Source organism: Streptomyces sp. NPDC001137, from assembly GCF_040298885.1.
In the GTDB taxonomy this organism is placed as follows: Bacteria; Actinomycetota; Actinomycetes; order Streptomycetales; family Streptomycetaceae; genus Streptomyces.
The window spans coordinates 55,325-79,719 of record NZ_JBEPBA010000017.1 but is presented as its reverse complement, the minus strand read 5'-3'; the positions used below and the strand labels follow the sequence as shown (position 1 = coordinate 79,719).

At 68.7% G+C, this 24,395-nt stretch carries 22 protein-coding genes and 1 pseudogene; 17 read left to right on the top strand and 6 right to left on the bottom strand.

Annotated features, from left to right (window positions below; genetic code table 11):
• Positions 1–152 precede the first annotated feature (152 nt).
• The 3 genes from ABT254_RS29705 to ABT254_RS29695 form a co-directional block, all read right to left on the bottom strand.
• Positions 153–1,163 carry an enoyl-CoA hydratase/isomerase family protein gene (locus ABT254_RS29705; protein ID WP_351476493.1) on the bottom strand — a complete coding sequence of 337 codons (1,011 nt, stop codon included), beginning with the start codon at positions 1,161–1,163 and terminating at the stop codon, positions 153–155.
• 163 nt (positions 1,164–1,326) lie between these two features.
• Entirely contained in the window at positions 1,327–1,551 is a 225-nt protein-coding gene (locus tag ABT254_RS29700) for an iron-containing alcohol dehydrogenase (protein WP_055705485.1), read from the bottom strand.
• Positions 1,548–1,889 (bottom strand): iron-containing alcohol dehydrogenase, encoded by a 342-nt coding sequence (locus ABT254_RS29695; protein ID WP_351476490.1) that lies wholly within the window; start codon positions 1,887–1,889, stop codon positions 1,548–1,550. The genes ABT254_RS29700 and ABT254_RS29695 overlap by 4 nt, the downstream gene beginning before the upstream one ends.
• A gap of 275 nt (positions 1,890–2,164) precedes the next feature.
• Here ABT254_RS29695 and ABT254_RS29690 point away from each other — a divergent pair, with 275 nt between their 5' ends.
• The 4 genes from ABT254_RS29690 to ABT254_RS29675 all read left to right on the top strand — a co-directional run bounded on the left by ABT254_RS29690 (position 2,165) and on the right by ABT254_RS29675 (position 6,121).
• Positions 2,165–3,076 (top strand): alpha/beta hydrolase, encoded by a 912-nt coding sequence (locus tag ABT254_RS29690; protein ID WP_351476487.1) that lies wholly within the window; start codon positions 2,165–2,167, stop codon positions 3,074–3,076.
• Positions 3,077–3,259: 183 nt separating this feature from the next.
• The gene (locus tag ABT254_RS29685; protein WP_351476484.1) at positions 3,260–5,149 is read left to right on the top strand and encodes a propionyl-CoA synthetase; all 1,890 of its coding nucleotides are present in this window, start codon (positions 3,260–3,262) and stop codon (positions 5,147–5,149) included.
• Positions 5,150–5,330: 181 nt separating this feature from the next.
• Positions 5,331–5,705 (top strand): transposase, encoded by a 375-nt coding sequence (locus tag ABT254_RS29680; protein WP_351476481.1) that lies wholly within the window; start codon positions 5,331–5,333, stop codon positions 5,703–5,705.
• On the top strand, positions 5,702–6,121 hold the full coding sequence (locus ABT254_RS29675; protein WP_351476478.1) for a hypothetical protein: 420 nt from the start codon (positions 5,702–5,704) through the stop codon (positions 6,119–6,121). The genes ABT254_RS29680 and ABT254_RS29675 overlap by 4 nt, the downstream gene beginning before the upstream one ends.
• Before the next feature lie 75 nt (positions 6,122–6,196).
• Here the strand turns inward: ABT254_RS29675 and ABT254_RS29670 are convergent, their stop codons facing one another.
• Positions 6,197–6,625, bottom strand: a complete 429-nt coding sequence (locus tag ABT254_RS29670; RefSeq protein WP_067257740.1) for an ester cyclase — start codon at positions 6,623–6,625, stop codon at positions 6,197–6,199.
• Between the two features lie 1,288 nt (positions 6,626–7,913).
• Between ABT254_RS29670 and ABT254_RS29660 the strand changes: the two genes are divergently transcribed.
• Positions 7,914–8,981 (top strand): alkene reductase, encoded by a 1,068-nt coding sequence (locus tag ABT254_RS29660; protein ID WP_351476475.1) that lies wholly within the window; start codon positions 7,914–7,916, stop codon positions 8,979–8,981.
• A gap of 201 nt (positions 8,982–9,182) precedes the next feature.
• Here the strand turns inward: ABT254_RS29660 and ABT254_RS29655 are convergent.
• A pseudogene (locus tag ABT254_RS29655) lies at positions 9,183–9,686 on the bottom strand (PaaI family thioesterase).
• Positions 9,687–9,778: 92 nt separating this feature from the next.
• On the opposite strand from ABT254_RS29655, the gene ABT254_RS29650 reads away from it, so the two are divergent.
• On the top strand, positions 9,779–10,246 hold the full coding sequence (locus tag ABT254_RS29650) for a winged helix-turn-helix transcriptional regulator (RefSeq protein WP_351476472.1): 468 nt from the start codon (positions 9,779–9,781) through the stop codon (positions 10,244–10,246).
• A gap of 102 nt (positions 10,247–10,348) precedes the next feature.
• Positions 10,349–10,921, top strand: a complete 573-nt coding sequence (locus ABT254_RS29645) for a TetR/AcrR family transcriptional regulator (protein WP_109005513.1) — start codon at positions 10,349–10,351, stop codon at positions 10,919–10,921.
• 273 nt (positions 10,922–11,194) lie between these two features.
• Here ABT254_RS29645 and ABT254_RS29640 read toward each other — a convergent pair whose 3' ends face one another.
• Positions 11,195–11,797 (bottom strand): TetR family transcriptional regulator, encoded by a 603-nt coding sequence (locus ABT254_RS29640; RefSeq protein WP_217236372.1) that lies wholly within the window; start codon positions 11,795–11,797, stop codon positions 11,195–11,197.
• A gap of 429 nt (positions 11,798–12,226) precedes the next feature.
• Here ABT254_RS29640 and ABT254_RS29635 point away from each other — a divergent pair, with 429 nt between their 5' ends.
• From ABT254_RS29635 to ABT254_RS29590, 10 genes are all read left to right on the top strand, one after another.
• Positions 12,227–13,099, top strand: a complete 873-nt coding sequence (locus tag ABT254_RS29635) for an alpha/beta fold hydrolase (protein WP_351476467.1) — start codon at positions 12,227–12,229, stop codon at positions 13,097–13,099.
• 955 nt (positions 13,100–14,054) lie between these two features.
• Positions 14,055–15,059: a substrate-binding domain-containing protein gene (locus ABT254_RS29630; protein ID WP_351476464.1), complete on the top strand. Its 1,005-nt coding sequence runs from the start codon at positions 14,055–14,057 to the stop codon at positions 15,057–15,059.
• A 5-nt stretch (positions 15,060–15,064) separates the two neighbouring features.
• Positions 15,065–16,135, top strand: a complete 1,071-nt coding sequence (locus ABT254_RS29625; RefSeq protein WP_351476785.1) for an ABC transporter permease — start codon at positions 15,065–15,067, stop codon at positions 16,133–16,135.
• Positions 16,136–16,140: 5 nt separating this feature from the next.
• The gene (locus tag ABT254_RS29620; RefSeq protein ID WP_351476461.1) at positions 16,141–17,052 is read left to right on the top strand and encodes an ATP-binding cassette domain-containing protein; all 912 of its coding nucleotides are present in this window, start codon (positions 16,141–16,143) and stop codon (positions 17,050–17,052) included.
• A 116-nt stretch (positions 17,053–17,168) separates the two neighbouring features.
• Positions 17,169–18,146 carry a 5-dehydro-2-deoxygluconokinase gene (gene iolC, locus ABT254_RS29615; protein WP_351476458.1) on the top strand — a complete coding sequence of 326 codons (978 nt, stop codon included), beginning with the start codon at positions 17,169–17,171 and terminating at the stop codon, positions 18,144–18,146.
• 4 nt (positions 18,147–18,150) lie between these two features.
• On the top strand, positions 18,151–19,023 hold the full coding sequence (locus ABT254_RS29610) for a Cgl0159 family (beta/alpha)8-fold protein (RefSeq protein ID WP_055705500.1): 873 nt from the start codon (positions 18,151–18,153) through the stop codon (positions 19,021–19,023).
• The gene (gene iolB, locus ABT254_RS29605; protein ID WP_351476455.1) at positions 19,020–19,892 is read left to right on the top strand and encodes a 5-deoxy-glucuronate isomerase; all 873 of its coding nucleotides are present in this window, start codon (positions 19,020–19,022) and stop codon (positions 19,890–19,892) included. Before ABT254_RS29610 ends, iolB begins: the two co-directional genes overlap by 4 nt.
• The gene (gene iolD, locus ABT254_RS29600) at positions 19,892–21,775 is read left to right on the top strand and encodes a 3D-(3,5/4)-trihydroxycyclohexane-1,2-dione acylhydrolase (decyclizing) (protein WP_351476452.1); all 1,884 of its coding nucleotides are present in this window, start codon (positions 19,892–19,894) and stop codon (positions 21,773–21,775) included. The genes iolB and iolD overlap by 1 nt, the downstream gene beginning before the upstream one ends.
• Before the next feature lie 29 nt (positions 21,776–21,804).
• Positions 21,805–23,307: a CoA-acylating methylmalonate-semialdehyde dehydrogenase gene (locus ABT254_RS29595; RefSeq protein WP_351476449.1), complete on the top strand. Its 1,503-nt coding sequence runs from the start codon at positions 21,805–21,807 to the stop codon at positions 23,305–23,307.
• Positions 23,308–23,337: 30 nt separating this feature from the next.
• Positions 23,338–24,321, top strand: coding sequence for a TIM barrel protein (locus ABT254_RS29590; protein WP_109005522.1), 984 nt, complete (start codon positions 23,338–23,340; stop codon positions 24,319–24,321).
• The last annotated feature ends 74 nt before the right edge of the window (positions 24,322–24,395 follow it).

Genomic DNA, 24,395 nt, shown 5'->3' with positions numbered 1-24,395 from the left:
ACACTTCGTGAGCACGCGCTACGGCGCGATCACCATCGGCGGCGGAAGCGCGGGCACGTCACCGCGATCCGCGCCGCGCAACTCGGCAAGAACATCCTGTCCGGCAGTGCGGCAGTGCGGACAACGGGCAGCCGCTAACCCTGCACCCCCGGTCAGGCCGGCGGCGTCTGTCCGCCCTGCGCCTCACGTTCCCAGATGGGACTGCGGTCCTTGTCGACCAAGGCCGCTCGGACGCCCTCCAGGAAGTCCGGCGTGCGGATGGTCGTGCGCGTGAGAGTGAGCTCGGCGGCAAGGCACTCGCGCAACGTCTGCTGTCTGCCCCGGGCCAGCAGGTTGTGAGTGATCTCCAAGCTCTGCGGCGAGGCGGACTCCAGGGCGATCAACGCGTCTGACGCCCAGGCGGTGTCGAGGTGACGCAGACGTTTCTCGATCTCACCGAGGGTCGGCGCGCCGAACGCCCAGTCCATCTCCCCGCGTACCTCCGCCAGCCTGCTCGCCCCCACCGGCGAACGGTCGGCAAGGCGGTTCAGGACGACGTCCACCGGGGCGCCTGGGCTGTCCGCCAGGGCGTCTCCGACCGCACCGAGCCTGTCCGTGGGGACGAAGTGCGTGGCCAGCCCCGCGTACAGGGCGTCGGCAGCGTCGAGACGGTGCCCGGTCAGTCCCAGGTACATGCCCATCGCGCCGGGCAGCCGCGGCAGAAAGTAGCTGGCCCCGATGTCGGGGAAGAAACCGATCCCGGTCTCGGGCATCGCCAGCACCGCACGCTCGGTGACGACGCGGAAGGTGCCGTGGACCGACAGACCGAGACCACCGCCCATGCACATGCCGTCGATGAGCGACACGACCGGCACGGGATACTCAGCGATCCGGGCGTTGAGCCGGTACTCGGAGGCGAAGAACCGCTCACTGGCCTCGGCATCCCCAGCGAGGCTGTGCTCGCGGATCGTGCGGATGTCGCCGCCGGCGCAGAAGGCCTTCACACTGGTGCTGGCGATCACCACAGCGGACAGCGGTGTGTGCTCCCATGCGGCGAGCGCACCGTCAATGGCCGCGACCATGCCTGCCGTCAGGGCATTGAGCGCCTTGGGTCGGTTCAGAAGGATCCGGCCGACGCCCCGGTGCACATCGGTGAGAACCTCGCCCTCAGCAATGTCAGTCATGCGTCTCATCTCGTACTCCGCGCGGACCTGGCTGTTGTGCCATCACCGTTCCTCCGTCGCCGACTGTCGCCCCTCATGGCTGAGCAGGCGCTCGTGTCCGGATCCCCGCCAACAACCCCGTTGTGCCCACCGTGGAGGAGATCCAGGACCTCTACGCGCAGATCTACGGCTGAAGGTCAAGATCCTCGCACAGGTCGCGGAGCGCCTCCACGAACCTCCCGGCCGCCAGGGCATCGCCGTCGCCGTCGGCGGCAACTCCGAACGCGCGGGCGCAGTCGGCGTACCGGCTCTCGGCGGCCGGTACGGAGAACGCCGTCACCGCGGGGAAGAGCATCGCGTTCGACAGACCATGAGCGACGTGGAAGTGCGCGCCGATCGGGCGGCTCATGCCGTGCCATGGTCGACTCGCCCCACGCCATCTGCCCCGGCACGGACGAGAGCGTTCATTGCAAGTCCGTCGGAGAACGGATTGGCCTTGCGGCCCACGTACGCCTCGACGGCATGAGTGAGCGCGTCGACAACGGCGGCGACCGGCAGGAGCGCCGGTCCCGAACAGAGTTGTCTTCTCGTCCGCGTCGCTGTCGTGATGCAGAGGTTCGTGCGGAGCCTTGTAGTCCCGCATCCGGCCGCCCTGAACGCCCCACAGGCGCCCGGCGCCAAGCGAATCGGTCGTCGGATCCGGGACGGTCCCGGCAGACAGACACGGCTGCAGTCCGGCGTCCTCACGCATCACCATCAGGCGTTCCGCCGCACCGGCCCAGGCGACGGGGGGACTACTCCCTCCTAGACAGTCGGACCTCAGACCGCTGATCCGCAACGGCAGAGATTCTGGAGCGTTGATCACCCTCGGTCGCCCTCACTGCGCCGCCGCGCCCGCAGCCAGAGGCGCCCCCCCTCCTGGGTTTACTTTTTTATACTCAGCCAGTAGCGTCAGGACCAGCACATCAACCTGGCTGCACGCGGGACGTGGGCGTGGCAGCAACCTGCGAAGGAGCACCACCATGGGCGTAAGCCGAGAGGCACAGGAGTTCGCGGAGTTCCTCGCGAGCGTGAGCGCGAAGTCGTCGACACCCGGTCTCGACCTGGCCGTCATCCGCGACATCGTGGACTCGAACCACAAGGCGTCGACCGAGCCGGAGGGCGTCACGTACGCCGAGGTGGACGCGGGCGGGGTTCCCGCCCTCTGGGCCATCCCCGAGGGCGCCGACCCCGACAAGGCACTGCTCCACTTCCACTTCGGCGGATCCGTCACCGCCTCCATGTACTCGGACCGCAAGGCCGCCGGCCACATCGCCAAGGCAGCCGGAGCCCGCTCCCTCGTCGTGGACTTCCGCCTGGCGCCCGAACACCCCTACCCGGCGCAGCTCGACGACGCCGAGACGGCGTACCGGTGGCTGCTCTCGCAGGGTTACGAGCCGCGGAACATCGGCAGCACGGGCCACTCGATCGGCGGCACCCTCGCGGTGATGCTCCCGCTGCGCCTGCTCGCGAAGGGCGAGGCGACGCCGGGCGCGATCGTCAGCGTCTCGCCGTGGACCGACCTCACCATCCAGAACGCTTCGGTGGACGAGAACGAGGACAACGACAAGATGCTCAGCAGGAGCACCCTCGAACTCTTCCGAGGAGCCTGGCTGCAGGATCCCGCCGTGGACTTCACCGACCCCGCGATCAGCATCGCGAACGCCGATCTGACCGGCCTGCCGCCCACGACCGTCCACTACGGCGAGTACGAGACCCTCGCCGACGACGGCGCCGAACTCGGCCGACGCCTCGCGGACTTCAAGGTCACCTCAGAGGTCCACCCGATGCCCGAAGGGCAGCACTCGTTCATCCTGGGCGCCGGGCGCGTACCCGAGGTGGACCAGGCGATCCAGCAGATGGGCCAATGGCTGCGCAAGCACCTCGGCGCGTGAGCTGAAGGCACACTGGGCGGAGCGGCCCTTCGGCCGGACCGCCGCACCACCGCGATGCCGGTGACTGGTTCCCGCCGTGTCGGCATCCTGCCAGACCATGTCGGCCGGCATGCGGTGCCTGTGTCCGACACGGTTCCGTACCCAGCCACATCACCGTCCCTTGATGCCACAAAGGAGTGCGCGATGGGAACATACGAAGATGTCTTCCGCTCCAGTACCGAGGACCCGGAGAGCTTCTGGCTGAAGGCAGCGGAAGGCATCGACTGGGATGTCGCTCCGCGACGCGCTCTGGACTCCTCGGGCGCACCCTTCTACCGCTGGTTTCCCGGCGGACGGCTCAACGTCTGCTTCAATGCGCTCGACCGGCACGTCGAAGCCGGCCGGGGCGAGCAACCCGCGCTCGTCCACGACTCCCCCGTGACGGGCACCCGGCGCACCTACACCTACGAACAGCTGAGGGACGAGGTGGCGGCCTTCGCCGGAGCCCTCGCACAGCTCGGCGTGGGACACGGCGACCGCGTGGTCATCTACATGCCGATGGTCCCCGAGGCCGTTGTCGCGATGCTGGCCTGCGCACGCATCGGCGCGGTCCACTCGGTCGTCTTCGGCGGGTTCGCCCCTCGTGAACTCGCCCTCCGCATTGACGACGCCGCCCCCAAGGTGGTCGTCTCCGCCTCCTGCGGCATCGAGGGCAAGCGGGTCATCGCGTACAAGCCCCTGCTCGACGAGGCGATCGAGCTCGCGGGCCACAAGCCGGAGAAGAGCGTGATCCTGCAACGCCCAGAGGAGACGGCCGAGTTGGGGCCTCACGATCTCGACTGGGCCGACCTGGTGGCTACCGCGCCACCGGCCGACTGTCTTCCCGTCCCCGCAACCGACCCCCTCTACATCCTCTACACCTCCGGAACCACGGGAAAGCCCAAGGGAGTCGTGCGTGACTGCGGCGGCTACACGGTCGCCCTCCACTGGTCGATGGGGGCCGTGTACGACGTGGGCCCGGGCGAGACCATGTTCACCGGCTCCGATGTCGGCTGGGTCGTCGGCCACTCGTACATCGTCTACGCGCCCTTGCTGGTCGGCGCGACCACGGTGCTGTACGAGGGCAAGCCGGTCGGCACCCCGGACGCGGGCCAGTTCTGGCGGGTGGCCGCCGAGTACCGGGTCAAGACCATGTTCACGGCGCCTACCGCCTTCCGGGCGATCAGGAAGGAGGACCCGAAGGGGGCGCTCACCGCCGGCTACGACCTCTCCCACCTGCGCTATCTCTTCCTGGCCGGTGAACGCCTCGACCCCGAGACCTATCACTGGGCGAGCGACCTGCTGGGCGTCCCGGTGATCGACCACTGGTGGCAGACCGAGACCGGCTGGCCCATCGTCGCCAACCCTGTGGGCATCGAAGCCGCTCCCCTCAAGCCCGGCTCCCCGACCCGCCCGCTGCCGGGCTGGGACGTCCGCGTCCTCGACGCTTCGGGCAAGCCGGTACCCGCGGGCGTCGACGGCGCGATCGTCGTGAGGCTTCCCCTGCCGCCCGGCGCGCTCCCCACGCTCTGGAAAGACGACGACCGCTACGTCGCCTCCTACCTCTCCGCCTACGACGGCTACTACCTCACCGGCGACAGCGGCCACCTCGACGACGACGGCTACGTCTTCGTCATGGGCCGCACCGACGACGTCATCAACGTCGCTGGACACCGGCTGTCCACCGGCAGCATGGAAGAGGCCCTGGCCGCCCACCCCGACGTCGCCGAATGCGCCGTCATCGGCGTCGCCGACGAACTCAAGGGACAGATCCCGCGCGGCTTCGTCGTCCTGAAAGCCGGCAGCGACCGCGGACCGGGCGAGGTCGAGGCCGAGCTCGTCCAGCTCGTACGCGAGCGCATCGGCGCCGTCGCCTCCCTCAAGGACGTCACGGTCGTGGCCGCCCTGCCCAAGACTCGCTCGGGAAAGATCCTCCGCAAGACGATGCGCGGCATCGCCGACGGCCACGACGAACCCATCCCCTCCACCGTGGACGACCCCGGTGTCATCGAGACCCTGCGCCCTGTTCTCCGCCGCGCCGGTCACACCCCGTGATCGGCTGTCGCCTTCCCTGGCTTGCGGTGGGCGGTAGCGCCCGGCGGACTGCCCCACCGGAGCCTTTGACGCCGATCACGCGACCTGGGTCTCCCCAGTGACCTGGCAGTCGTCTCCACGGCCCGCGTCCACGGCCCGCGTCCAGGCATCCGATCAACTGACCACCTGAGATATCGAGCCGGTGATTGTCGCGTGGAAGGCCGCACACCGTTCGGTCAGCGGCCACCAGGGACGGTACGAGATGCGGGAGATCGTCAACTCACTCCTCTACCAGAGCCGCACCGGCCGCCAGTGGGACCTGCTTCCACACGGCCTGCCGCCGGGCGGCGCGGTGATGTACCGACTTCGCCAAGTGGCGCGACGACGGCACCGACCGGACCATCCACAACCTGCTGCGCCGGCAGGTGCGGGAGAAGGCACGACGGAAAGCGGACCCGAGCCTGGTGGTGCTCGACACCCAGAGCATGCATGCGGCGGCCGGGTGCCCGCGGAGTCGACGGGGTGTGATGCGGCAATAAAGTACCGGGCCGCAAGCGCGGCTTGGCGCAGCACATGACCGGCGGGGAGCTGACCCTCGGGGCGGTGCTGGCCCGGCTGGAGGAGCGGGAACGGGAGATCGCCGCGCAGGCCGAGACGACGGGAGAGCAGATCGAGCAGCTGACCGCACGGCTGGACGAGCTTGGCAGGGCCGCTGAGGAGATCCGGATCACCCGCAAGACACTGCTGGAGCTGCCCGATCCGCAGCCACCCGCGCCGCCGGCGCCGAAGCTGCCCGACCATCCGGCCTACCGGCAGATCCTGGCAGTATTCACCGCGGCCGACGCTCCGCTGCGGGCGCGGCAGGTGTGCGAGGCGATGGACATGGAGATCGCCAACACCTTCAACAACACCCGCCTGAAGCTCAAGCGGCTGACCGAGCGCGGAATCCTGGTCGAGACCGGGCAGGGTTTGTTCACCCAGCCGCGGCCGTAGCCGCCCGGCGACGCTGCGGCCGGCCCGCCTGCCCCTCCCGAAAGGGGGAAACAGGCATCAACTCACGTAACCCTCTCAGGACTGCAACTGGGCGAAGAGCGTCGCCAGGTCGATGAGGCCCCAGTGGTCGGTGAGCTTCCCGTCGGCCACCTTGAACATGTGGACCTCCAGCACCTTGATCGATCGGCCGGTGGCGGGAGTGCCGTTGAAGGACCCGGTGTTCGTGCCGGTGAGGATGAAGCTGATCGCGAACCAGTCGTCCTCGGCGATGACACGGACCGGTGTGGCGGCGAAGTCGGGGACCGCGTCGAGGAACGACGCAAGCACCGCGCGGGCCTCCTCGAGGCCGGTGGTGGTGCCGTCGGCGGCGTGGTTGCGGAAGTCCGGCGCGTACAGGGCGAACAGGGCGTCGAGGTCGCGCAGGTTGACGCGCCTGACGTACTCATCGGCAAGCCGGTGCAAGTCGGCGGCGGACGTTCGGGGCTCGGCGTTCGAGGAAGACATGTGCTTCTCCAATGTGGATGGACGGAGCGGCTCCGCCCCGGTGACGGACAGGGGAATCGGATCGAACAGGCGGGTTGGACGAGCAGGGTCTGGCACGTTTCCGACGTGCGCGAGTGCGACCACCCCTTCCGAGCCCGGGACCCGCCGGTCACGAGCGTCATCACGGGGAGGACGACCACTCATTACCTTACGATCATAATGCTATCGGAGCGACCGAGAGGCCGCAAGCAAGTTCCGAGGCGAGTGGGATCGTGTGGCGGCCTACCGGTCGAGCACGGGGGCACGCCGTCAGCCGTGAACGTCACGGCGGAGAACGGGGCGCAGCATGTGCGGCAGAAAGCGCCGCGTCGGTGATGACGAACACTTGACGATCAACCGGAAGACCATCACTGCTCTCGCTGACCGTCTCCCGGCCCAGACCGCCGCGCCCGACCTGCCCGAGCACCCGGACTACCCCCCCGCATCCTCGCCGTCTTCAACGAGGTCACCGGCCCCCTCCGGGCCCGTGATGTCTGCGAAGCCCTCGACCACGAACCGCTGCCGAAGAACATCGATGGCACCCGCGCCAAGCTGAAACGCCTCGTCAGGCTCGACGTCCTCACCGAGGCCGACGCCGGCAGCTTCACCAGAAAGCAGTAGCCGACCGAGCCCCCGCGACCAGCAGCCCTGCCCCAACCTCACCCGCAAACGGACAACACCTCACGAACCGCCCTCTGCGAGCTGGAGGAACTGGCCTTCACCCCCCGAACTCGCGGTCAGTGAACTCGTGGTCACCGAACTGGTGACGACCGCCATCCGCTACGGCAAGAGCCCTGTCAAACTGCGGATGATCCTTCAGTCCGCCCTGACGAGCGAATCTCCGACGCCAGCAGCACCGCCCCGCACCTGCGCCGCGCCCAGGTCTCGACGGCGGCGGCCGCGGCCTGCTCCTCGTCGCCCACCCCACCGAATACTGGAGCGCAGGGCACACCCGCAAGGACAAGGTCATCCAGGCGGAGCAGGCGGTTCCAGCTGCCGTTGCGGAACTCCCACCGCTCTGGCGTGAGGTCCTTGCGCGAGCTGCGCCGCGCGGCTTCGTGCCCCCTGCCGGGACCCATTTGCCACAGCCCACCCGACCGCTTAGTATTACGATCGTAATTTGATAGGCCACTGCCGACTGCGACTCGACCTGCGGGCGCAGGGCGGGTGCGTCTTCGGACCCGGAGGCAGAAGAGCCAGGTGTCCAGGTCCACGCGGTGTCCGCCCCCGCCCCTTTCGGCACCACCACACACCACCTGAGGAATGACCCATGCTCAACGCCCTGTGGAACCCGACCGTCGTCGGAGAGATCGCCCTGCCGCACCGGCTGGCCATGGCCCCCCTGACCCGCAGCAGGGCCACCCCGGACGGCGTGCCGACCGAGCTGAACGCCGAGTACTACGCCCAGCGCGCCTCGCACGCGCTCATCATCACCGAGGGCACCCAGCCCTCCGCCGACGGCCAGGGCTACCCGGTGACCCCGGGCATCTACACCGAGGATCACATCGCCGGCTGGCGCAAGGTCACCGACGCCGTACACAAGGCCGGCGGACGCATCGTCATCCAGCTGATGCACACCGGGCGCATCTCCCACCCGGACAACACCCCCCACCACCGGCAGCCGGTGGCACCCTCCGCGATCAAGCCGGGCGGCCAGACGTTCACCCCGTCCGGGCTCCAGGAGATGCCGGAGCCGCGCGAACTGTCCACCGAGGAGGTCGCCGCGACGGTCGACGACTTCCGGCGCGCCGCCGCGGCCGCCATCGCGGCCGGCGCCGACGGCGTCGAGATCCACGGGGCCAACGGCTACCTGGTCAACCAGTTCCTCTTCCCCAGCACCAACCAGCGCACCGACCAGTACGGGGGCTCCCTCGACAACCGCATCCGTTTCGCGGTGGAGGTCGCCACGGCCGTTGCCGACGAGATCGGCGCCGGCCGCACCGGCATCCGGATCTCTCCCGGCAACCCCTTCAAGCTCAACGACCTCGCGGAGAGCGACCCTCACGAGCTCTACCCGCACCTCCTGCGCGGCCTCGCCCCCCTCAACCTCGCCTACCTGCACATCGGCCACGGCGGCGACGAGGAACTCCTCGCCACCCTCCGCAAGTTGTGGCCGACCACGCTGATCCTCAACCGGGCCGGTGCCGACATCGCCACCCGCGCCAAGGACATCGAAGACGGTCTGGCCGACGTCGTCACCGTCGGCACCATGGCCCTCGCCAATCCGGACCTCGTCGAGCGCGTACGCTCCGGCGCGCCCCTGAACACCCCCGACCCCGCCACCTTCTACGGCGGCGGCGCGGCCGGCTACACCGACTACCCCACCCACGCCGCCTGACGAAGAGCAGCCCGGCGCCCGAGGGAACCACCACCTTCGCCGCCTCGACACAGCTGCGGCGCACGGAGGCCGGCGGCCCGAGGAGTTACGGGCCGCGACCGACGTGCGCCGCAGCGGTTTCACCTCACACCCCGGCGCTCTGCGCCGCGATCGAGGCAGTGCGACGTCACGGCCCGGACCGATACCGGTCGCCGCCGAGGCTCACCCCTGCGAGGGTGGTGGCACCGGGAAGAGCATGCAGCTGCTGGTGGCATGGGCGAGCAGACGGTCCGTGCCGTCGACCAACTGCGCCTGGGCCAGGGCGGTTTGACGGCCCTTGCTGACCACCGTGCCGATGGCGCGTACCGTGCCCGTGTCCACGGTGATCCGTCGCAGGAACTTCACCGTGAGGTCGAGCGAGGTGTACGCAACGCCCTGCGGAAGGGTCTACTGGACTGCGCAACCAGCCGCCGAGTCGAGCAGGGTGGCGTGGATGCCGCCGTGCACGCCGGCGATCGGGTTGTAGTGCTCCTCACCCGGCGTCAGGGAGAAGACCGCCCTGCCGGGCTCCACCTCGCTCAGAGTGAAGTCGATGGAGTAATTGATGGGCGGCGCCGGCAGTCGCCACGCCTGCAACTCACGCAGGAAGTCGATGCCGGCCATGCGTCCGGCTGCTTCCGCCAGGATCGCGGGATCTTCCCATTGATACGTACGCGTTCGTCCCACGACCGGGCACCTTCCATCTGACTTTTGAAAACGAAGCTAGTTTCCCGCTCGCCTGACAGTCGATGCCGAAGCCAGACCCTTACGCTGGCGGGATGGAGTGGCTTGAGGCGAGCACGGAGAACTGCCCCGTCCAGCGCGCGCTCGACGTGGTCGGAGAGAAATGGACGTTGCTGATCCTGCGTGGCGCCGTCAACGGAGGCCGCCGCTTCGACGACTTCCACCGCCACATCGGCCTGTCTGAAGCCGTCCTCGGCGACTGCCTCCGGAAGCTGATCGCGGCCGGCATCCTGAAGACCGTCCCCTACCAGGAGCCGGGCAGCCGCTCCCGCAACGAGTACCGCCTGACCCGCAAGGGCTGGGATCTGTGGCCTGTCCTGATGGCGCTGAGCCAGTGGGGCGAGGCGTACGCCCTCGGCCCCGAGGGGCCCGTACTGGACATCCGTCACACCGACTGCGACGCCCCGGTCCGCGTCGTCGTCGAGTGTTCCGCGGAGCACTCCACCCTCAGCCCCGCGGAAGTCACCGCCCGACTCGGACCCGGTGCCCGCATCCGGTCGTGAGCACGCCGGTCATGGGGTCGCCGGTCATGATATTACGTGCGTCAGGCCATGGATTACCCTTGAGTGCGAAGCATGGCCTTACGGAGCGAACGGAGAAAGCTCGTGGTGCGCTACGCCAAGGAGCACAAGCAGGTGACGCGGCGACGCATCATCGAAAAGGCCGGCCACCGGTTCAAGCAGGACGGCATCGACGGCTCGGGTATCTCCACGCTGATGGCGGACGCGGGGCTCACCAACGGAGCCTTCTACGCCCACTTCGCGTCCAAGGACGACCTCGTCGCCCATGTGGTGGCCGAAGAACTGCACACGCAGGTCGCGAGTTACAGCACCCTGCGGCCCGGCCGCCCGGGACTCGAGGACCTCATCCGCGAGTACCTGTCTCCCGAGCACCGGGACCACCCCGGCCTCGGATGCCCCTCCGCCGCCCTTCTCGACGAGATCGGCCGCTGCGAGGACGGGACCAGGCAGGCCTACAGCGATGGCGCGCGGGCCATCCTGGAGGAGATCTCCGCCCGCCTGACACCCGAGGACCCGCGGTCCGCTCAGGCCAAGGCCATCGGGCTGTTCACCATGCTGGTGGGGACGATGCAGCTGTCCCGCGCCCTGTCCGACCAGAAGCGCGCCGATGAGGTCCTTGAGCTGGGGATCGAGAACGCTCTCGCGTTCATGGGGTGAGGCGGAAGGCGAGGTCGCGTCAGTGAACGGGCGCCTCGAGCCGCTCGCCCAAAGGGCGCCACGCCCCTGAGGCACCACCCTCGGCCCAGACTACGACCGCACCGCACGCCTTTTGCCGCTCGAGGAACTCGAGAACCGTCTCCACGAACTGCCCGTGGAACTGGAAGATGCCGCCATGGCCGGCGTCGGGGTAGAGGACCAACTCGCCGTTCGGCACTCGCGCGCCAGGTCGACCGAGTTCCGGGTCGGAACCATCCAAGGGGTGCGGGTGTGTCACATCGCGGGGCTGGAGTGCCCGTGCTCCACGCCCAGCAGGGCGAGGGCGTTGTGGATGCCCTGTTCGAGCAGTTCGTCGGCAAGCTGCCGGTCGGTGAGGGCTCGGGAGAGCTGGAGCGTCCCGGCCATCATGGCGTAGGCGCCGAGCGCCTTGGTGCGGACCGAGAGGGGATCGTCGGGTGCCAGGCGGGCGGCGATGCCGTCGATGACCATCAGTACGCCGTCGGTGTAAGCCTGCTTGGTCGGGTCTGTGCAGCGCCGGATTTCGTCGAGCAGGGCGGCGGAGGGGCAGCCGTCGTCGGAGCTGTCGCGATGCTGGGCGGACAGGTACCGGCGCACGATCTGCTCAAGTCCTGCGCGCCCGGGTGCCGCCTGCGCGACGATCCTCGCGTTCTGCGCCTGCAATTGGTCGGAGACCGCGGTGGCCACGAGGTCGTCTTTCGACGTGAAATGGGTGTAGAAGGCGCCGTTGGTCAGCCCCGCGTCCGTCATGAGGGTTGAGATGCCCGAGCCGTCGATGCCGTCCCGTTTGAACCGGCGACCGGCCGCCTCGATGATCCGCTGCCGGGTCGCCTGCTTGTGCTCTTTCCCGTAGCGCACCGCGCGCTCCTTTGCTCGTCGGAGAGGCTGCTTGCTCTTGGCGGGCACTCTTATCATTTTACATTTCGATCGTACTTCAATGGATTCGAGGCTCCGACGGCCGCCCGTTCGGCGGCGAGGTGCCGTGCCAGGTGGAGCGGTATCCCCTCACTCGGCGGCGTTCATTTGCGCACCATGGAGTGCGGTCGACTGCGGGGGCCCGCTTGCCATCCATCGTCTTCATGCACAGTATTATGAGTGTAATCCAATGTCCCTCGGTTGGCGCCGCCTCAGCGCTCGGCGAGGCGGATGCCGGGTGTGATCAGAACGAGCCGGATGACATGGGTCGGTACCCACCACTGTGTGACCTGGTCGACAGTGTCGGTGCAGTGCATCGGGCGCCGGCGAAGAGAACTCCGTCCTTGAAACTCGCTACAGAAGGACCTGGACATGAACACACCGCGGAATTCACCGTCCTCCTCGCCCTCGTCGTCGTACCAGAACGCGCCGACCCGCTCCGTGTCCGTCCGCGGCGAGGACTTCGCCTACCGGGAACTCGGCCCTGAGGACGGCGTACCGCTGATCCTCCTGATTCACCTGGCCGGGGTCCTGGACAACTGGGACCCGCGCGTCGTCGACGGACTCGCCGCACGACGCCGGGTCATCGCCTTCGACAACCGCGGGGTGGGCGGATCGAGCGGCTCCACGCCGGACACGATCGAGGCGATGGCCCGCGACGCGGTGCTGTTCATCCGAGCCCTCGGGTTCGACCAGGTCGATCTGCTCGGCCTGTCGATGGGCGGCTTCATCGCACAGGTCATCGCGGAACAAGAACCTCACCTCATCCGTAAGGTCATCCTGGCGGGCACAGGCCCCGCCGGTGGCCCCGGCATCGACAAGGTCCCGGCGCTCACCCTCCAGGCCACGCTCAAGGGCGCCCTGACCCGCCAGGATCCCAAGCTCTCCCTCTTCTTCACCGAAACCGAGGGCGGTCGGCGGGCGGGACGGGCCTTGCTGGAACGGCTGAAGGAGCGCACGCACCACCGCGACAAGGACATCTCATTGCGGGCGTTCCGAGCCCAGCTGAGGGCCATCAGACAATGGGGCCGTCAGGCGCCGTCGGACCTGTCGGAGATTCGTCAACCGGTGCTCGTGGCAAACGGCGAGAACGACCGCATGGTGCCCAGCCACAACACACTCGACCTGGCCGCCCGCCTGCCCAGGAGTGAACTCGTGCCCCTCTACCCGGATGCCGGACACGGGGGGATCTTCCAGTACCACGATGAATTCGTGGCAAGGGCACTCGAGTTCCTTGAATCCTGAGCCCGAGCCAAGCCGCGCCGCCCGCACCTTCACGCTCGCACAACGCCCTCGGAAACGTCAGCTCGGCCGTCACCGTTCGCCGGCCCTGGCCGTGGAAGGCGGCCCCCCTGCTCGGCCGTGCCTGAGTGCGGCCCTGTACGTCATCGGTCGGCCCGCGCGACGAAAGCGTCCAAGCAAACAGTCGCGCACGCGGAGCTGGCCTCCGGGCTTCTTCCTCTCACCCACAAAGAGGAACACCTGTGCCCTACGACGCGTCGCTGTCCCCCACCTACTGCTCGTCGGAGCCGGAGCAATGGGCGTCATAACCGGATACCACCTGCAGTTAGCCGCGCCGAAGTGATGTTCCAGGTACGGCCGGCACACGTGGAGAAGCTGTCGCTGCCCCAGACGCTCTCCTCCTAGGACAGCGCGACCGTGAATCACTCCGCTCGCTGCCGGGTGATTTCGGATGTCTCGGAAGTCGCCGACCAGACCTATGAGTACGGCATCGTCGCCCTCGACGGCGCCTCCTCGTGCTCCGTTGAGGGCACCACACTGCTGAACCACCTTGGCGACGCCGTCCGTGGAAGCTCCGCCACCGTTGTCATCGGAGGCATCGTGGTGCCGGGAGATCGGCCGACAGGTCGACCCCGTTGGGCATCGGTACCCGTAGCTCTCGCTGGACCACGACATCCCGAGATCACGTCGGCGGCCAGGCAGTCCATGTTGTCGATACGTCCTGACAAATCTCTTGACACCGCCGACAGGGCATTCGATAGTACGGGCATCTAGAACGTACTAGTAGCACGTTCTAGATGCTGCCGAGCCGCACACACCCGATGGCTGCCGCAGACGACACGTTCCGCCGCACACGGCGTTCTCATCAACCGCTCGCCCGCGTCACTCGGCCGGGCGCGGCCCTCCCGAGGCCGGAACCCCATTCCCACCCTGATCAGCACAGCGAGGTGCAAGGGACATGCACAGACACCACAGAGCCGCCGCACTGGCCGCCACCGTTCTCACCGGCGCTCTTCTCGCCACCGGCTGCTCCAGCAGCTCAGGCGGCAAGAAGTCCGAGGAGACCGCGAACGGCGCGTCGGCGGGCAAGGCCACCACGCCCCGCATGACCGTCGCGCTGGTCACCCACCAGGCCCCCGGCGACACCTTCTGGGACACCGTCCGCAAGGGCGCCGAGGCCGCCGCGGCCAAGGACAACATCAAGCTCATCTACTCCGCCGACCCCAACGCGGGCAACCAGGCCAACCTGGTGCAGAACGCGATCGACCAGAAGGTCGACGGCATTGCCGTCACGCTGGCCAAGCCGGACGCCATGAAGTCCGTCCTGGCCAAGGCGGAGCAGGCCGGCATACCCGTGACCGGCCTCAACGCCGGCCTGAGCCAGTGGAAGAGTCTGGGCCTCCTGGAGTACTTCGGCCAGGACGAGAGCGTGGCGGGCGAGGCCTTCGGCAAGAAGCTCAGTGACATCGGTGCCAAGCACGCCGTCTGCGTCGTCCAGGAACAGGGCAACATCGCCCTGACCCAGCGCTGCGACGGCGTGAAGAAGACCTTCTCCGGCAAGACCGACGTCCTCTACGTCAACGGAACCGACATGCCGTCGGTGAAGTCGACGATCACCGCCAAGCTCTCGGCAGACAAGTCCATCGACGAGGTGGTCACGCTTGCCGCGCCGATCGCGCTGACCGCCACGCAGTCGGTCTCGGACGCCGGCAGCAAGGCGAAGGTCGCCACCTTCGACCTCAACAAGGACCTCATCAAGGCCATCCAGGAGAACTCCATCCAGTTCGCCGTCGACCAGCAGCCCTACCTCCAGGGCTACCTGGCCGTCGACGCGCTGTGGCTCTACAAGAACAACGGCAACTACAGCGGCGGCGGTGAGCAGCCCGTGCTGACCGGCCCTGCCTTCGTCGACAAGTCCAACGTCGACAAGGTCGCCGCCTTCGCCGCAAAGGGAACCCGGTGACGAGCATGACCCAGCACGCCGAGCCGGCGGTGACCACACCGCCGGCCCCCGGCCCCAAGGACACCGACGGGCGCACCGCCGAACGGTCCATGATCGTAAGGCTGTTGGCCCGCCCCGACGTGGGCGTCTTCCTCGGTGCCGTGGCCGTCTACGTGTTCTTCCTGATCGCGGCGCCGCCGGTGCGCGACGCCAGCTCGATGGCGAACATCCTCTACCAGTCCTCCACCCTGGGCATCGTGACCGTCCCGGTGGCACTGCTGATGATCGGCGGCGAGTTCGACCTGTCGGCCGGCGTCGGGGTGATCACCTCGGCGCTGACCGCGAGCATGACCGCCTACCAGCTGAGCATGAACGTCTGGGTCGGCGTCATCGCCGCCCTGATCGTGTCGCTGGCGATCGGCTTCTTCAACGGCTGGATGGTCGTCAAGACCGGACTGCCGAGCTTCCTGGTCACCCTGGGCAGCTTTCTGATCCTGCAAGGGGTCAACCTCGCGGTGACCAAGCTGGTCACCGGCAACGTCGCCACCGACGACATCAGCACCATGGACGGCTTCGACCAGGCCAAGAAGGTCTTCGCCTCCAGCTTCGACATCGGCGGCGTCCAGGTGAAGATCACCGTCTTCTGGTGGCTGTTGTTCGCGGCGATCGCCACCTGGGTGCTGCTGCGCACCAAGTACGGCAACTGGATCTTCGCGGTCGGCGGCAACAAGGAGTCGGCCCGCGCGGTCGGCGTTCCGGTCGCCTTCACGAAGATCTCGCTGTTCATGCTGGTCGGCGTCGGCGCCTGGTTCGTCGGCATGCACCAACTGTTCTCGTTCAACACCGTGCAGTCCGGCGAGGGCGTCGGCATCGAGCTGATCTACATCTCCGGCGCGGTGATCGGCGGCTGCCTGCTGACCGGCGGCTACGGCTCGGCGATCGGCCCGGTCTTCGGCGCGTTCATGTTCGGCATGGTGCAGCAGGGCATCGTCTACGCCGGCTGGAATCCCGACTGGTTCAAGGCCTTCCTCGGCGTCATGCTCCTTGGCGCCGTCCTGATCAATCTGTGGGTCCAGCGCACAGCGACCCGGAGGTGACCCGAATGACAACCAACGAAACCGGCACCCACGGCGCTGTCCTCGCGGACAGGGCCCCCGAGAAGGACTCCCCGGTCGTCGAACTGCGCAACGCGGGCAAGGCGTACGGCAACATACGTGCCCTGCACGGGGTGAGCCTGACGGTGCATCCCGGCCAGGTGACCTGTGTGCTCGGCGACAACGGCGCCGGCAAGTCCACTCTCATCAAGATCATCTCCGGACTGCACCAGCACACCGAGGGCGAGTTCCTCGTCGACGGCGAACCGGTGCGCTTCTCCACCCCGCGCGAGGCGTTGGACAAGGGCATCGCGACCGTCTACCAGGACCTCGCCGTGGTCCCGCTGATGCCGGTGTGGCGCAACTTCTTCCTGGGCTCCGAGATGACCAAGGGCCCCTGGCCGATCCGCCGCCTGGACATCGAGGCGATGAAGAAGACCGCCGACGAGGAACTGCGCAACATGGGCATCATCCTCGACGACCTCGAACAGCCCATCGGCACCCTGTCCGGCGGCCAGCGCCAGTGTGTCGCGATCGCCCGCGCCGTCTACTTCGGCGCCCGCGTCCTCATCCTGGACGAGCCCACCGCCGCGCTCGGCGTCAAGCAGTCCGGTGTCGTCCTCAAGTACGTGGCCGCCGCCCGCGACCGCGGACTCGGGGTCATCTTCATCACCCACAACCCGCACCACGCCTACATGGTCGGCGACCACTTCAGCGTGCTGCGCCTGGGCACGATGGAACTCTCCGCCGAGCGCAGCCAGATCACGCTCGAGGAGCTGACCAACCACATGGCGGGCGGCGCCGAACTCGCCGCGCTCAAGCACGAGTTGTCCCAGGTCCGCGGCGTCGACGTCGAGGAACTCCCCGAAGAGGCCGACCTCACCGCACCCGTGGCAGTCATCAAGGAAGCCGCCTCCTGACACCCGTGGCGGCCGGCCCCGCCCACACGTCTCCGCCACCGACGGGCGCAACCGGCTGAGACGCCGAGTCCACCTCTCCACCCCCGGAGTCTCCGGAGCGAAGGGAAATCAGTGTCATGCCGTTCGAAGTGCTGACCATTGGCCGCGTGGGAGTGGATGTCTATCCACTTCAGACCGGCGTGGGGCTGGCGGAGGTCACCTCGTTCGGCAAGTATCTCGGGGGTAGCCCGACCAATGTGGCGGTGGCCGCGTCCCGGTACGGGCACTCCTCGGCTGTGATCACAAAGACGGGCAGGGACCCGTTCGGGGACTTCGTCCGGCAGGCACTGGAGAGCTACGGCGTCGACAGCCGGTTCGTCGGTACGTCGGACATCGCACCGACGCCGGTGACCTTCTGCGAGATCTTCCCACCGGATGACTTCCCGCTGTACTTCTACCGGCTCCCGAAGGCCCCCGACCTGGACATCACCGCTGGTGAGCTGGACCTGGGGGCAGTACGGGACGCGGCGGTCCTCTGGGTGACAGGTACCGGGCTCAGCGAGGAGCCGAGCCGCTCGGCCACGTTGGCCGCCCTCGCTCGCCGGGGCAAGGCGGGGACGACGGTCTTCGACCTGGACTGGCGGCCGATGTTCTGGGCCGACCCGAACCAGGCGCGCGGGTTCTACGCGCAGGCCCTGCGGCACACGACGGTTGCTGTGGGCAACCTTGACGAGTGCGAGGTGGCCACCGGTGAGCGTGAGCCGTATGCGGCGGCGAAGGCGCTACTGGCCGCCGGAGTGGAGCTGGCCATAGTCAAGCAGGGCCCCAAGGGGGTCCTGGCCATGGACCGGGACGGTGCTACCGCCGAGATCCCGCCGGTTCCGGTGCAGGTCGTCAACGGGCTCGGCGCCGGAGACGCCTTCGGCGGCGCGCTGTGCCACGGCCTGCTGTCGGGCTGGGACACCCGCCGCACCGTGATCTTCGCCAACGCCGCCAGCGCCATTGTCGCGAGCCGACTTTCCTGCTCCGACGCGATGCCGACCGAGGCCGAGGTCGACGCCAAGCTCGGCGAGGCGGCCGGAACATCCACCAACGACTCCCAGCAAGAGGTGTGACGACGTGCTGTCCGAGAATGTGAGCCGGATCGTGAACGCCCGGGTGGGCGACCCCGGCGCCGTCGCGGCCGCCGCTGCGCGCCGGGTGAAGGCTCCCTCCCTGCTCGGCGAGCACGGCAAGGCGATGATCATCGCCGCCGACCATCCGGCCCGGGGCGCGAACGGTGTCGGCTCCGACCCGACCGCCATGGCCGACCGCTTCGAGCTCCTCGACCGGCTGTGCACCGCCCTGGAACGCCCCGGGGTGACGGGGGTGTTGGCCACCGCCGACATTCTCGAGGACCTCCTGCTGCTCGGCGTCCTCGACGGCAAGAGCGTCTTCGGTTCCATGAACCGGGCCGGGCTCGCCGGGTCGGTGTTCGAGATCGACGACCGGTTCACCGGCTACGACGCCGAGACCATCGCCGCGATGGGCTTCGACGGCGGCAAGATGCTCACCCGCATCGCGCTGGGCGACCCCGCCACACCGGCCGCCCTGGAGAACAGTGCCCGCGCGATCGATGAGCTGAATGACCGCCAGCTCATCGCGATGGTCGAGCCGTTCCTGTCCGCCTGGCAGGACGGGAAGATCCACAACGATCTGTCCACCGATGCCGTCGTCAAGTCCGTCACCATCGCCTCGGGGCTCGGCCGGCGTACCGCCTACACCTGGCTCAAGCTTCCGGTGGTGGAGGACATGGAACGGGTGCTGGCCTCTTCCACCCTCCCGGCGCTGCTGCTGGGCGGCGAGGTCAAGGACGCGGACGCGGCCTTCGCCTCATGGGGCAAGGCGCTCAAGCAGCCGACCGCGCAGGGGCTCGTCGTGGGCCGGTCTCTGCTCTACCCCTCGAACGGTGACGTCGCCGGTGCGGTGGACAAGGCGGTGAGCCTGCTGTGAGCAAGTACCACCTGCCGTCGGGGACTTCTTCCGATGGCCCCTATGACCTCCTGGTCACGCCGGAGTCGGCGGGCTGGGGACACTCCGGCCTCAGGATCCTGACCCTCAAGCCGGGCCAGGCACACGCCCTGTCCACCGAAGACTCCGAGTTCCTGGTCCTGCCGCTGACGGGCTCCTGCACCGTCACCACGGACGGCACTGCCTTCGAACTCACCGGCCGGACAGGCGTGTTCGCCTCAGTCACCGACTTCGCCTACCTCCCCCGCGAGTCGGAGGCCCTGATCAGCAGCGCGACCGGCGGACGGTTCGCACTGCCCAGCGCCCGTACCGGGCGGAGCTCACTCTCCGCCCGGTACGGGTCCAAGGAGAACGTGCCCGTGGAGCTGCGCGGTGCCGGGGCCTGCTCACGGCAGGTGAACAACTACTGCCTGCCCGGCACCTTCGACGCCGAGCAGCTGCTGGTCTGCGAGGTCCTCACACCCGGCGGCAACTGGTCGTCGTATCCGCCGCACAAGCACGACCAGGCCCGGCCCGGCCAGGAGTCGGAGCTGGAGGAGATCTATTACTTCGAGGTCTCCGGCGGCGAGAACGGCTTCGGCTACCAGCGGGTCTACGGCACCGAAGCACGGCCGATCGACGTGCTGGCCGAGATCCGCTCCGGCGACACGGTGCTGATCCCGCACGGCTGGCACGGCCCGTCGATCGCGGCGCCCGGCTACGACCTGTACTACCTCAACGTCATGGCGGGTCCCGGTCAGGACCGTGCCTGGCTCATCTGCGACGACCCCGCCCACGGCTGGGTCCGCACCACCTGGGACGCCCAGGACGTCGACGACCGGCTGCCGTTCGGCGCCGAGGAGAACCACTGATGAACACGATCAGACTGACCACCGCTCAGGCCCTGGTGCGCTTCCTGGCGAACCAGTACAGCGAGCGCGACGGCCAGGAGCAGCGCCTCATCCCCGGGGTGTGGGGCATCTTCGGCCACGGCAACGTGGCCGGCATCGGCCAGGCGCTGCTGCAAGCGGCCACGACCGGCGAGGCCGACCTGCCCTACTACCTCGCCCGCAACGAGCAGGGCATGGTCCACGCTTCCGTCGCCTACGCGAAAATGCGCGACCGGCTGGCCACCTTCGCCTGCACCGCCTCCACCGGCCCCGGCTCCACCAACATGATCACCGGCGCGGCGCTGGCCACCACGAACCGGCTGCCGGTCCTGCTGCTGCCCTCTGACATGTTCGCCACCCGCGCCGCCGACCCGGTGCTGCAACAGCTGGAGGACACCCGCGGCGGCGACGTCACCGTCAACGACGCCTTCCGCGCCGTATCCAAGTACTTCGACCGCATCTCACGCCCCGAGCAGCTCATCCCGGCCGCCCTCGCGGCCATGCGGGTGCTGACCGACCCGGTCGAGACCGGGGCCGTCACCCTCGCGCTGCCGCAGGACGTGCAGGCCGAGGCGTACGACTGGCCGCTGTCGTTCTTCCAGCGGCGGGTGTGGCACGTGGGCCGCCCGGTGCCGGAGGCGGCCGCCGTCGAGCGGGCCGCCCGTCTGCTGCGCAATGCCCGCAAGCCGCTGATCGTGGCGGGCGGCGGTGCCGTGTACTCCGGTGCGGAGACCGTGCTGCGCGCGTTCGCCGAAGCCACCGGGGTCCCGGTCGCCGACACCCACGCCGGCAAGGGCGCCGTCCCCTGGGACCACCCCTACGCCGCCGGCGGCATCGGCTCCACCGGCTCGTATGCCGCCAACGAACTCGCCCGCGAGGCGGACGTGGTGCTCGGCATCGGCACCCGCTACTCCGACTTCACCACCGCCAGCCACACCGGCTTCGGCAATCCGGACGTCGCCTTCGTCAACCTCAACGTGGCCCGCCTGGACGCCGTCAAGCACTCGGCGGAGCCGTTGGTCGCCGACGCCCGGCTCGGCATCCAGGCCCTCGCCGGAGCGCTGGACGGCTGGGAGGTCGAGGAGACCTACCGCCGTCACATCCGCCGGCTGATCGCCCGGACGCGGCAGATCGAGGACGAGTGCTTTGCTCCCGAGCGGAACACCGGTGATCTGCCCGCCCAGACGCAGATCCTCGGCGCCCTGAACGAGGTCCTCGGCGACCGTGACGTGGTCATCAACGCTGCCGGCTCCATGCCCGGCGACCTGCAGCAGCTGTGGCGCGCCAGAGACCCGAAGGCTTACCACGTCGAATACGCCTATTCCTGCATGGGATATGAGGTCGCCGCCGGTGCCGGTGCCAAGATGGCCGACCCGACCCGCGAGGTCGTCGTGCTGGTCGGCGACGGCTCGTACCTGATGATGGCCCAGGAGATCGTCACCATGGTCTCCGAGGGACTGAAGGTCATCATCGTGCTTGTCCAGAACCACGGCTTCGCGTCGATCGGTTCGCTGTCGGAGTCACTCGGCAGCCAGCGCTTCGGCACCAAGTACCGCTTCCGCGACGGTGATTCGGGCCTACTGGATGGCGACGTCCTCCCGGTCGACCTCGCCGCCAACGCCTCCTCCCTCGGCGCGGACGTCCTGCACGCCACGTCGGTGGAGGAGTTCCGGGCGGCGATGGAGAAGGCCAAGGCCGCCACCCGCACGACCGTCGTCCACGTCGAGACCGACCTCTACGGCCCCAACCCGCCTGGCCACGGCTGGTGGGACGTCCCCGTCAGCCAGACCTCCGCCCTCGACACCACGCGCTCCGCTTACGAGACGTACGCCGCTCAGAAGCAGAACCAGCGCCACTACCTGTAAGTCCCGTCCCCGCAAAGGAAACCCGCACCGTGACCACCATCCAGCACTGGATCAACGGCGCTCCCGTCCAGGGCACCGCCACAGCCACCCAGCCGGTCTTCAATCCGGCCACCGGCGCCGAGCAGGCCCAGGTCGTCCTCGGCGGCGCGGCCGACGTGGACGCGGCCGTCCAGGCTGCCTCTGCCGCCTTCGAGACCTGGTCGGAATCGTCGCTCACCCAGCGCACGCAGGTGATGTTCGCCTTCCGCCAGCTGCTCCTCGAGCACGAGGAGGAGCTGGGCAGGATCATCTCCGCCGAGCACGGCAAGACCGTCGACGACGCCCGCGGCGAGATCACCCGGGGCCGCGAGGTCGTCGAGTTCGCCTGCGGCCTCGGCGACATCCTCAAGGGCTCCTTCTCCGACCAGGTCTCGCGTGGCGTGGATGTGCACAACTTCCGCCAGCCCCTCGGCGTCGTCGCCGGCATCACCCCGTTCAACTTCCCCGCGATGGTGCCGCTGTGGATGCACCCCATGGCCATCGCCACCGGCAACACCTTCATCCTGAAGCCGAGTGAGCGCGACCCGTCGGCCGCGAACTTCGTCGCCGAGCTGTACAAGAAGGCCGGACTGCCCGACGGTGTCTTCAACGTGGTGCACGGTGGCAAGGACGCGGTCGACGCGATCCTCACCCACCCCGGCATCGAGGCCGTCTCCTTCGTCGGGTCGACGCCGATCGCCAAGTACGTGCACGAACAGGCCACCGCGCACGGCAAGCGCGTCCAGGCCCTCGGCGGCGCCAAGAACCACGCCGTCGTCCTGCCCGACGCCGACCTCGAATTCGCCGCCAACCACATCACCGCCGGCGCCTACGGCTCCGCCGGCGAGCGCTGCATGGCCGTCTCCGTCGCCGTCGCCGTCGGCGACGCCGCCGACGGACTCGTGCAGGTGCTGGAGCGCAAGGCCCGCGAGGTGAAGGTCGGCCCCGGTGACCAGCCCGGCACCGAGATGGGGCCGCTGGTCACCAAGGCCGCCCAGGAGCGCGTCGAGAGCTCGGTCGGCGTCGCCGCCACCCAGGGCGCCACCGTCGTCGTCGACGGCCGCGGTCTCAAGCTCGACGACCCCGCCTACGCCGAGGGCTTCTTCACCGGCCCCTCCCTCCTGGACCACGTCACCACCGAGATGGCGGCGTACAAGGAGGAACTCTTCGGCCCGGTGCTGGCGATCCTCCGAGTCGAGACCCTGGACGAGGCGATCGACGTCATCAACGCCAACCCCTACGGCAACGGCACCGCCCTGTTCACCGCCTCCGGCGAAGCAGCCCGCCGCTTCCAGCGCCATATCAAGGTCGGCATGATCGGCATCAACGTACCGGTGCCCGTCCCGATGTCCTACTACTCCTTCGGCGGCTGGAAGGACTCCCTCATCGGCGACTCCCCCATCCACGGCCCCGAAGGCATCCGCTTCTACACCCGCCCCAAGGTCGTCACCACTCGCTGGCCCCAGCCCAAGCAGCAGGTCAGCGCGGGCTTCAACTTCCCCACCTCCAACTGAGTTTCCGTGCCGCACTCCGAAGGACACACCATGGCAACGGCGCCACCTCCCTTCCGCACCACTGCGGGCAACCTCTGCCTGGGCTCGGCCCCCGACTCGTGGGGCGTCTGGTTCCCCGAGGACGAGCACCAGGTGCCGTACACCCGCTTCCTCGACGAACTCGCCCAGGCCGGCTACGAGTGGCTGGAGCTCGGCCCCTACGGCTACCTCCCCACCGACCCGCAGCGCCTCAAGGACGAACTCGACGCCCGCGGCCTGCAGGTCTCCGGCGGCACCGTCTTCGGTGCGCTGCACCGCCCCGAGGCCTGGGACGACATGCTCGCCCACGTCCGGCAGATCGCCGGCCTGACCGCCGCCGCCGGCGCCCACCACCTCGTCTTCATCCCGCCCATGTTCCGGGACGAGAAGACGGGCGCGTTCACCGAGTCGCCCGAGCTGACCGCCGAACAGTGGGCGGGCTTCGGCAGGGCCGCCGACCGGCTCGGCAAGCTGCTGCTCGACGAGTACGACGTACGCCTCGTCATCCATCCGCACGCCGACAGCCACATCCAGACCCAGCCCGAGATCGAACGGCTGCTGAACGAGTCCGACCCCCGCTACACCAACCTCTGCCTGGACACCGGCCACGTCGCCTACGGCGGCGGCGACAACCTCGACCTCATCCGCCGCTTCGGCGAACGCGTCGGCTACGTCCACATCAAGCAGATGGACCCCGCCGTCCTGGCCCAGGTCGCCGCCGAAAACCTCTCCTTCGGCGAGGCCGTCAAGCGCGGGGTGTGCGTCTCCCCGCCCGCCGGCGTGCCCAACCCCGCCGACATCGTCACCGCACTCGCCACCCTCGACGCCGAGCTGTTCGTGATCGTCGAACAAGACCTCTACCCCTGCGCACCCGAGGTGCCGCTGCCCATCGCCGTCAGCACGCGCGAGCACCTGGCCGGCTGCGGCCTGACCGGCACCCGACGCCCGAGGCTGACGCTCCCTGCCGACGAGCAGCCGAGCAGAGCCCCCGAGTAACCAAGCCACCGGCTCGCGCGGTGGCCGGCCCATGGGGACCCCCGGCGCAGTTGACGCGCCGTGGCGGGCTTCTA